We start from the raw sequence: 8,668 nt of genomic DNA, 5'->3' as shown, positions 1-8,668 counted from the left end.
CCGTGCCGTTCGCCGGATCGGTGACTTTGCTGTACGTCAGCGTGTCCCCGTTCGCATCGCTGGCGCTCAACGTTCCGCTAACTGCGGTATTCATGTTCGTCTGCTTCGTATCACCCGTCGCTACCGGTGCGACGTTCGCTGCTGCGATCGGACCGGCTGCTGCGCTCACGACCGGCGAGCCAATCAGTACGCCCGTCTTCGCCTTCGGCGTCACTTCAAAGAAGATGTACTTGCCTTGGTCTTCGGCCGTTAGCGTATAGCTTGCCGACGTCGCGCCCCCGATCGCGGTCTTCCCCGTGCCGTTCGCGTTATCTCCGCGATACCACTTGTACGCCGGTGTGTCCTCCAGATCGTTGTCTGCGTCGCCATACGTGTAGCTGCCTGTCAGCGTTTCGCCGACCGTCGGCGTACCGCTAACTTGTACATTCGTCGCCACTGGCGGTGCGTTGACTTCAACCGTCACCGTCGCCGTGTTCGAGTAGGCTTTGCCGTCGTACGCTTTGAACGTGAAGCTGTCCGGGCCGGTATAGCCCGCATTCGGTGTGTACGTGTACGTGCCGTTCGCATTCACCGTCACCGTGCCGTTCGCCGGATCGGTGACTTTGCTGTACGTCAACGTGTCCCCGTTCGCATCGCTGGCGCTCAACGTTCCGCTAACTGCGGTATTCATGTTCGTCTGCTTCGTATCACCCGTCGCTACCGGCGCAACGTTCGCTGCCGCGATCGGACCGGCTGCCGCGCTCACGGCCGGCGAGCCAACCAGTACGCCCGTCTTCGCCTTCGGCATCACTTCAAAGAAGATGTACTTGCCTTGGTCTTCGGCCGTCAGCGTATAGCTTGCCGACGTCGCGCCCCCGATCGCGGTCTTCCCCGTGCCGTTTGCGCTGTCTCCGCGATACCACTTGTACGCCGGTGTGTCCTCCAGATCGTTGTCTGCGTCGCCATACGTGTAGCTGCCTGTCAGCGTTTCGCCGACCGTCGGCGTACCGCTAACTTGTACATTCGTCGCCACTGGCGGTGCGTTGACTTCAATCGTGACCGTCGCCATGTTCGAATAGGCTTTGCCGTCGTACGCTTTGAACGTGAAGCTGTCCGGGCCGGTATAGCCCGCATTCGGCGTGTACGTGTACGTGCCGTTACTGTTCACCGTCACTGTGCCGTGCGCCGGATCGGTGACTTTGCTGTACGTCAGCGTGTCCCCGTTCGCATCGCTCGCGCTCAACGTTCCGCTAACTGCGGTATTCATGTTTGTCTGCTTCGTATCACCCGTCGCTACCGGTGCGACGTTCGCTGCCGCGATCGGACCGACTGCTGCGCTCACGACCGGCGAGCCAACCAGTACGCCCGTCTTCGCCTTCGGCGTCACTTCGAAGAAAATGTACTTGCCTTGGTCTTCGGCCGTCAGCGTATAGCTTGCCGACGTCGCGCCTCCGATCTCGGTCTTCCCCGTGCCGTTCGCGTTGTCTCCGCGATACCACTTGTACGCCGGTGTGTCCTCCAGATCGTTGTCTGTGTCACCATACGTGTAGCTGCCCGTCAGCACTTCGCCGACCGTCGACGTCCCGCTGACTTGCACATTCGTCGCCACCGGCGGTGCGTTTGTGATCTCGGACGTATCCGTAGCCGGAGCCGACGGATTGCCGTTTGCATTGACGACACTCGCCGTCACCGTGATGGCGCCAGTCGCCAGCGAGGACAGATCGACAGTTTTTGTGTAGCTGCCTCCACTTTGGATATTCGTCGTAAAAGTAAGAACTTTTCCCGATGTATCCTCGATTGTGAGCGTGACCACATCATTTACGGCAGCCTTCGTTGTCGTGCCCGAGATAACGACTGCAGACTTTTCAGCAGCGGACAGCTTCCCGTCCCCTCCGTCATTGACTGTCACATTAATTGTAGGAGAATCTGCATTGTTAATAATTTGCGGATCTCCAAAAACGCCGCCAGGAGCGCCAAAATTAAGCGAGAATTGCCTGCCCAAGCCATTGCCATTGTTCAGTGTGCCGGTGTTGCCGATGACGACGGTGATTTTCTGAACCGGCGCCTCATAGTGAGCGATGAACGACGCCGAATTGTCGAAGTTCACATCCGGGAGCGAAGAGAGAATACCTTTAAATCTCGTTCTCCCGTCGCTCGGACGATCGCTGGTCGGCGTAGTGTTGGCATCATAGATGGTCAGTTTGGATCTGTAGTTCGAATTGCTTGAATTTTTATTGCCGATCTCATAGCTTGAGAATCCGCCGACTTCGGCATACTCCTGATACGAGTTGTTGCCGTCCAGGTCGATGGCGGTCAAGTAGAATCCTTTCAAATATACTGGATCGCTCGTTCCGCTTTTAACGAAGCTGATCTGGAACAAGATGCCGCCCGCGCCGCCGCTGGTCGATACAGTAGGATTGAATCTGCGGAGGATATCGGCTGACTTGCCGGCCGGATCGTCGTCCAGTAGATTAAGTGTCGCCGTAGAATCCTTGCTTACGATCTTGACCAGCGCATCGACTGTGTTGCCATTTTTGGATAACACACTTTTATATCGATACACGTTGCCGACTGCATAACCTGAAGAACTGCCCGACTCCAGCGCAGGGTTGTTCGTGGCAGTGTTGGTCGTAAAGTCCAAATAGTCGGTGCTGCTGAGCTGCACCAGCAACGGCTCGGGAGGAGCGGCGCTCGCAGCCGGAATAATGCCTGAATAAGAGAATTGCGACACGAGCATTGCCATTGCCAAGAACGGAATGGCCAACCATTTTTTTAACTTTGAATTGCCATAGGGACTAATCGTCATGATGTACAATTCCTCTCTACAAGTATTTATATGGATTCGATCTTGCGCCGTCTTGATCGCTTGTCTATTCGTTCTCTGCAGCTCGGCTACAGACCCATTTATTATGACGAATAGAACTAAACAATTACTGAACAACCGCAATTCCGACAAAAACAGAAAAAACCGCTTCACGAAGAAGCGGAATGTACGAGCGGACTGTTCGCGGTGCTATATGACTCTATTCTGTGCCGCCCAACCGGCTTGGTCCGATGCCCAGCAGAGAGGCCCGAATGGCGATGCGTATATCGGAAAATGCCCGCTGCAGCACCCAGGCCGAGTCGGCAGCCGCCAGCACGATCAGCCCGTGCCGCCAGGTCATCGCTGCGCCGGCGTATAGTTGTTCCTGCGGGATCCCGGACGTCTCCAGCTTCGTCCGTACAGCCTCCAGCAACGCGGTTGTGACACGGTCCGAGAATACGGCGAAGGTGCCGACATGACTGAACGCGCGCCAGGCGCCAGGCTGACCGATCCGATGCTCGCCGGGCCGGATGAGCTGCCGCTGATGGTGGATCAGCTCGCCCTCGTAGCGGACGGAGAGCCGGTTGTCCCATGCTTCGTATTGAAAAGCTTCACCCCGCAGCGTTCGGCCAGGGCAAAGGATATCGGCCTGCATCCATATGGCGCCGCGAGCCAGATCCACGCTGACGCCGCTCTCGTAGGAAGCGCCGCGGTACAGCATCGTCGGCTTCATCATCGTCTCGATGCAGGCATCCGTACCTGCACGGTAGCTAGCGATAGATGACGCCCCTTGTCCGGGCTTGCTCGGATGCACCTTGGTGAAGCCCTGGTTCGTCAGCGACAGGTGCGCGCCGGCCTGCGCCTCCCAGTCCAGCTCGTAGCGATCGCCCGCCAGCATGCCGGGGGAGGCATCCATCAGCATGACGCACAGCTCACTTCCCTGCTGAAACGTCTTGGCGATCTTGATCGGGGAAGTGCTGTAGCGATGAACCAGCGCTGTAGCGTCCTCGCGGCGCGCCGCGACAGCCTCCAGCACGGCGGTGCGGCGGCGCCCTGCGTCAGCCGTGGCTGTGCGCGATGCCATGTGCATGCTCGAACTCATGCGCTAGCCAGGCGACGATCTCGTCCACGCCCTCGCCGCCGCGCAGATTGGAAAAGACGTAGGGCCGATCGCCCCGCATGCGCTTCGTATCGGCCTCCATCACCTGCAAGCTTGCGCCGACATGCGGCGCCAGATCGGTCTTGTTGATGATGAGCAGGTCGGACCGCATGATGCCGGGGCCGCCTTTGCGCGGGATCTTCTCCCCCTGGGCGACGTCGATAATATAGATGAAGCGATCGGCCAGCTCCGGGCTGAACGCGGCGGCCAGATTGTCCCCGCCGCTCTCGATCAGGACGAGCTGCAGATCGGGAAACCGATGCTCCAGTTCATGCACGGCCTCGAAGTTCATCGAGGCGTCCTCGCGCACGGCGGTATGCGGACAGCCGCCCGTCTCCACACCGATGACGCGTTCCTCCGGCAGGACGCCCGTCGCGAGCAGGATGCGGGCGTCCTCCTTCGTGTAGATGTCGTTCGTGATGATGCCGAGGCTGAAGCGCGACTTCAGCTCACGCGCGATATTTTCCAATAGCGCCGTCTTGCCGGAGCCGACGGGCCCGCCGATGCCGATTCGCATCGGCCTCGAACCGTCGAATTCGGGCTTGGACCATTCGGGGTGGTGATGATGTCCTTTGCCTTGGCACATCGCGCATTCCTCCAATATAAGATAAGGTTGGTCTCAAGACATGAACAACCGCGAATACAGCGTCTCGTGCCGAATCGCGCCAATCTCGGACAGCGGCGCATTCGTGTACGCCTCCTCCGGAACCAGCTCCCTGGCGATGCGCCAGCCCTCGTCAATCGCCGTGCCCAGCCGGGCGATGAGCGCCTGGCATTCGGTCTGTCCGACGGGCAGCAGCCGGAGTGCGCTGCTCGTCGCAGTGACGACGCAGGCGTACAGGTAACCCTGCACCGCCTCCTCCAGACTGAGGCCCATCCGCCAGCAGACGAAGCCGTGCACGAGAGGATGCGTGGCCAGACAATCGCCCGCTTCGCATGCCGCGAGCAGCGGCGACCAGTCCAGCTGCGGATGGATCGATACGACCAGCTGGAGCAGCCGCCGGCCCATCTTCTCGACGCCCGCACGGGACTCCGCGCCCGCCCGCTGCAGATGAACGAGCCGCTCCACGCGCCACAGCCGCGGCCAATCTCCGCTGCCGGCCGTCTCGTACACCGCCTTGACGGCCATCGCATCGGCCGTCGACCAGCTCTGCGCGATCATCGTGCGCATATACTGCTCGAGCTCGCGCATATCGGCGACCATGCCGTCCTGTACGGCGGCCTCGAGGCCGAACGAATGCGCGAACCCGCCGATCGGCAGCGCGGAGTCGAGCAGCTGCTGCGCCGCGAGCCATCGGATCATAGGCGCCAGTCTCCTCCCGCCGCTAGAATAAAAAGTACCGCTGCGCCATCGGCAGCGACTCGGCCGGCTCACAGACGGCGGGCTCGCCGTCCACTGTCACCGCGTACGTCTCCGGGTCCACCCGGATGTCGGGCGTCGCATCGTTCAGCACCATGTCCGCCTTGGAGATGCCGCGGCAATGGCGCACCGGTTCGATTCGCTTGCGCAGGCCGAGCCGCTCGGCGATGCCGCTCTCGTATGCGGCCTGCGACACGAACGTGATCGCGCTCTGCTCCACCGCCTTGCCGCAGGCGGCGAACATCGGCCGCCCCATCACCGGCTGAGGCGTCGGGATCGATGCGCCCGGATCGCCCATCTGCGCATATGCGATGCTCCCGCCCTTCAGCACGAGATCCGGCTTGACGCCGAAGAACGCCGGCGACCAGATCGCCAGATCCGCGAGCTTGCCCGGCTCGATCGAGCCGACGAGATGCGAGATGCCGTGCGTAATCGCGGGATTGATCGTGTACTTGGCGATATAGCGCCTGATCCGGAAGTTGTCGCTGTCCGCATCCGGCCCGAGCGGGCCGCGCTGCCGCTTCATCTTGTCCGCGGTCTGCCATGTGCGCAGGATGACCTCACCGACGCGGCCCATCGCCTGCGAGTCCGAGCTGATCATGCTGAACACGCCCTGATCGTGCAGGATATCCTCGGCGGCGATCGTCTCGGGGCGGATGCGCGAGTCGGCGAAGGCGACGTCCTCGGGAATGCGGCTGTCGAGATGATGGCAGACCATCAGCATATCCAGATGCTCCTCGATCGTGTTGACGGTAAAAGGCCGGGTCGGATTGGTCGAGGAGGGCAGCACATTCGAGAACGATGCCGCACGGATAATATCCGGCGCATGGCCGCCGCCTGCGCCCTCCGTATGGTACGTATGGATCGTCCGGCCGCCGATGGCGTCAAGCGTGTCCTCGAGAAAGCCCGCCTCGTTCAAAGTATCGGTATGGATGGCGACCTGCACGTCGTATTCGTCGGCCACGCGCAGGCAGGTGTCGATCGCTCTGGGCGTCGTCCCCCAATCCTCATGGAGCTTGAGCCCGATCGCGCCCGCTTCGATCTGTTCGATGAGCGGCGCGGAGAACGACGCATTTCCTTTGCCCGTGAAGCCCAGATTCATCGGAAAAGCCTCCGCCGCCTCCAGCATCCGCCGCATATGCCAGGCACCGGGCGTACAGGTCGTGGCATTGGTGCCCGTGGCGGGCCCCGTGCCGCCGCCGATCATCGTCGTGACGCCGGACGCCAGCGCCGTCTCGATCTGCTGCGGACAGATGAAGTGGATATGCGCATCGATGCCGCCCGCCGTCACGATCCGGCCTTCGCCCGCGATTACCTCGGTGCTCGCGCCGACGACCATAGCGGCATCCACCCCGTCCATAACATCCGGATTGCCGCCTTTGCCGATGCCGACGATCATCCCGTCCTTGATGCCGATATCCGCCTTGACGATGCCCCAGTGATCGATGACGACGGCATTCGTGATGATCGTATCGAGCACGCCCTCGTCCCGCACGGCATGGGCAGACTGTCCCATCCCGTCGCGGATGACCTTGCCGCCGCCGAACTTGCATTCGTCGCCATAGACGGTGTAATCCCGCTCGATCTGCGCCCACAGCTCCGTATCCGCCAGCCGGACCGCATCGCCCGTCGTCGGGCCGAACATACCGGCATAATCTTCGCGACTCATCCTAGCCATGGTCCGCCTCCCAACCTGCGAGCCGCCCGGCCGCCGCTTCCGGCAGCGGCCCGGCCGGCGCCGGGCCCTCGGTCAGCCCGTTCAACCCGTACGCCAGCCTCGCGCCGCCCAGCGCAGTCAGCTGCACCGGCTTCTCCTCGCCGGGCTCGAAGCGCACGGCCGTTCCGGCCGGAATGTCGAGCCGCATGCCGAACGCCTGCTCGCGGGAGAATCGCAACTGCTTGTTGACTTCAAAAAAATGAAAATGCGAGCCGACCTGAACGGGGCGATCTCCCAGGTTGGCCACCAGCACCTCGGCCTTCCTGCGGCCCTCGTTCAGCTCGATCTCTCCGGCCCGCACGCGATATTCGCCCGGTATCATCCTGTTCACCCCGTTTTTCCGACAATCTGTTGGTCAATGCCTTGTATCAGCCGATGGGCTGGTGTACGGTCACGAGCTTCGTCCCGTCCGGGAACGTCGCCTCGACCTGCACCTCGTGAATCATCTGCGGGATTCCCTCCATCACTTGATCGGCGGACAGAATCTGCCGCCCGTAGGCCATGAGCTCGGCCACACTTCGCCCGTCCCGCGCGCCCTCCATGATCTCCGACGTAATCAGGGCGACGCTCTCCGGATAGTTGAGCTTCACGCCCCGCTTCATCCGGTCTCTCGCGAGATTGGCCGCCACCGTAATCAGCAGCTTTTCTTTCTCACGCTCCGTCCACTGCATGGCTGTGCCTCACTCCTCTCCTGATCGTCGCGAATCCGATCCAGGTCAATGCGAACAATCCGACCAGGCCGCAGCCGAGATAGACGAAGTCGATACGATCCGTCCAGGCCAGCCATGCATGCGGCAGCCGGTCCTCGAGCAAATGCGACAGCTGGAGGAGACCGACGAACAAGGCGGAGACGACGGAGACGCCCGTCACCGTGAGGTTGTAGGCGAGCTTCTTGCCCGGAGAGACGGACGACCAGCGGTAGGCGCGGCTCATGAGCATGCCGTCGAGCGTGTCCAGCAGCGTCATGCCCGAAGCGAACAGCAGCGGCAGCGACAAGATGCCGATGAGGGAGGCCGACTGGCTGGCGGCCCCCGCCGACAATGCCAGCAGGCCGATCTCGGTGGCGGTGTCGAAGCCGAGGCCGAACAAGAAGCCGAGCGGGTACATATGCCAGCTGCGGCTGACGAGGCGCAGCACCGGACGCAGCAGTGCGGCGAGCGGTCCCGCCGGACGGGCCGCATGGTCGGCATCGCGCCAGCCGGACCGGCGGGCGCCGGACAGCGCACGGAGCAGGACGACGAGATTGACGCAGCCGATGACAACCAGGAACAGGCCGGAGACCGACGTCCCGATCAGGGCGCCCGCCTCGCGCAGCGCGGCATTGTCGAAAATGTAAGTATCCGCCGTGAGGCCGATGGCCAGCACCATCAGCAGCACGACAGAGGAATGTCCGAGGGAAAAGTAAAGACCGACGCCTCTCGAATCGGAGCGTCCCGATACAAGCTTGCGGACGGCGTTGTCGATGGCGGCGATATGATCCGCGTCGAAGGCGTGCCGCAGTCCGAATGAATAAGCCAGCAGGCCGAGTCCCCAGAAGGCGGGCTCGCCCAGCGCCGCATACACGAAGCCGGTCAATCCCAGCACATGCAGCAGGCCCACGATCCACCAATGTGATTGTCTGCGTTGTCGTTCCATGGGATCAGCTTCCTC

At 61.8% G+C, this 8,668-nt stretch carries 8 protein-coding genes; all 8 read right to left on the bottom strand.

Going from position 1 to position 8,668, the window contains the following annotated elements:
• A partial coding sequence (locus VQ071_RS28985; RefSeq protein ID WP_340518446.1) for an Ig-like domain-containing protein occupies window positions 1-2,722 on the bottom strand: 2,722 nt, incomplete at its 3' end.
• Window positions 2,723-3,002: 280 nt separating this feature from the next.
• Window positions 3,003-3,866: an urease accessory protein UreD gene (locus VQ071_RS28980; RefSeq protein ID WP_340518440.1), complete on the bottom strand. Its 864-nt coding sequence runs from the start codon at window positions 3,864-3,866 to the stop codon at window positions 3,003-3,005.
• Window positions 3,841-4,527: an urease accessory protein UreG gene (ureG, locus tag VQ071_RS28975; protein ID WP_340518438.1), complete on the bottom strand. Its 687-nt coding sequence runs from the start codon at window positions 4,525-4,527 to the stop codon at window positions 3,841-3,843. The genes VQ071_RS28980 and ureG overlap by 26 nt, the downstream gene beginning before the upstream one ends.
• A 33-nt stretch (window positions 4,528-4,560) precedes the next feature.
• The gene (locus VQ071_RS28970) at window positions 4,561-5,244 is read right to left on the bottom strand and encodes an urease accessory protein UreF (RefSeq protein ID WP_340518436.1); all 684 of its coding nucleotides are present in this window, start codon (window positions 5,242-5,244) and stop codon (window positions 4,561-4,563) included.
• A gap of 22 nt (window positions 5,245-5,266) precedes the next feature.
• Entirely contained in the window at window positions 5,267-6,979 is a 1,713-nt protein-coding gene (ureC, locus tag VQ071_RS28965; RefSeq protein WP_340518434.1) for an urease subunit alpha, read from the bottom strand.
• Window positions 6,972-7,340 (bottom strand): urease subunit beta, encoded by a 369-nt coding sequence (locus VQ071_RS28960; RefSeq protein WP_340518444.1) that lies wholly within the window; start codon window positions 7,338-7,340, stop codon window positions 6,972-6,974. Before VQ071_RS28960 ends, ureC begins: the two co-directional genes overlap by 8 nt.
• Before the next feature lie 46 nt (window positions 7,341-7,386).
• Complete coding sequence (locus VQ071_RS28955) at window positions 7,387-7,689, bottom strand: urease subunit gamma (RefSeq protein WP_340518432.1); 303 nt, start codon at window positions 7,687-7,689, stop codon at window positions 7,387-7,389.
• Entirely contained in the window at window positions 7,670-8,653 is a 984-nt protein-coding gene (locus tag VQ071_RS28950) for a HoxN/HupN/NixA family nickel/cobalt transporter (protein ID WP_340518430.1), read from the bottom strand. The genes VQ071_RS28955 and VQ071_RS28950 overlap by 20 nt, the downstream gene beginning before the upstream one ends.
• Window positions 8,654-8,668: the final 15 nt, after the last annotated feature.

It is taken from the genome of Cohnella sp. 56 (assembly GCF_037963805.1).
Lineage (GTDB): Bacteria > Bacillota > Bacilli > Paenibacillales > Paenibacillaceae > Cohnella.
The sequence above is the reverse complement of the archived record's forward strand: the minus strand, read 5'-3'. Positions and strand labels throughout refer to the sequence as shown.

Coding starts and splice junctions, on each gene's coding strand:
- VQ071_RS28980 (WP_340518440.1), bottom strand. CDS start 3,866: ATGGCATCGCGCACAGCCACGGCTGACGCAGGGCGCCGCCGCACCGCC.
- ureG (WP_340518438.1), bottom strand. CDS start 4,527: ATGTGCCAAGGCAAAGGACATCATCACCACCCCGAATGGTCCAAGCCC.
- VQ071_RS28970 (WP_340518436.1), bottom strand. CDS start 5,244: ATGATCCGATGGCTCGCGGCGCAGCAGCTGCTCGACTCCGCGCTGCCG.
- ureC (WP_340518434.1), bottom strand. CDS start 6,979: ATGGCTAGGATGAGTCGCGAAGATTATGCCGGTATGTTCGGCCCGACG.
- VQ071_RS28960 (WP_340518444.1), bottom strand. CDS start 7,340: ATGATACCGGGCGAATATCGCGTGCGGGCCGGAGAGATCGAGCTGAAC.
- VQ071_RS28955 (WP_340518432.1), bottom strand. CDS start 7,689: ATGCAGTGGACGGAGCGTGAGAAAGAAAAGCTGCTGATTACGGTGGCG.
- VQ071_RS28950 (WP_340518430.1), bottom strand. CDS start 8,653: ATGGAACGACAACGCAGACAATCACATTGGTGGATCGTGGGCCTGCTG.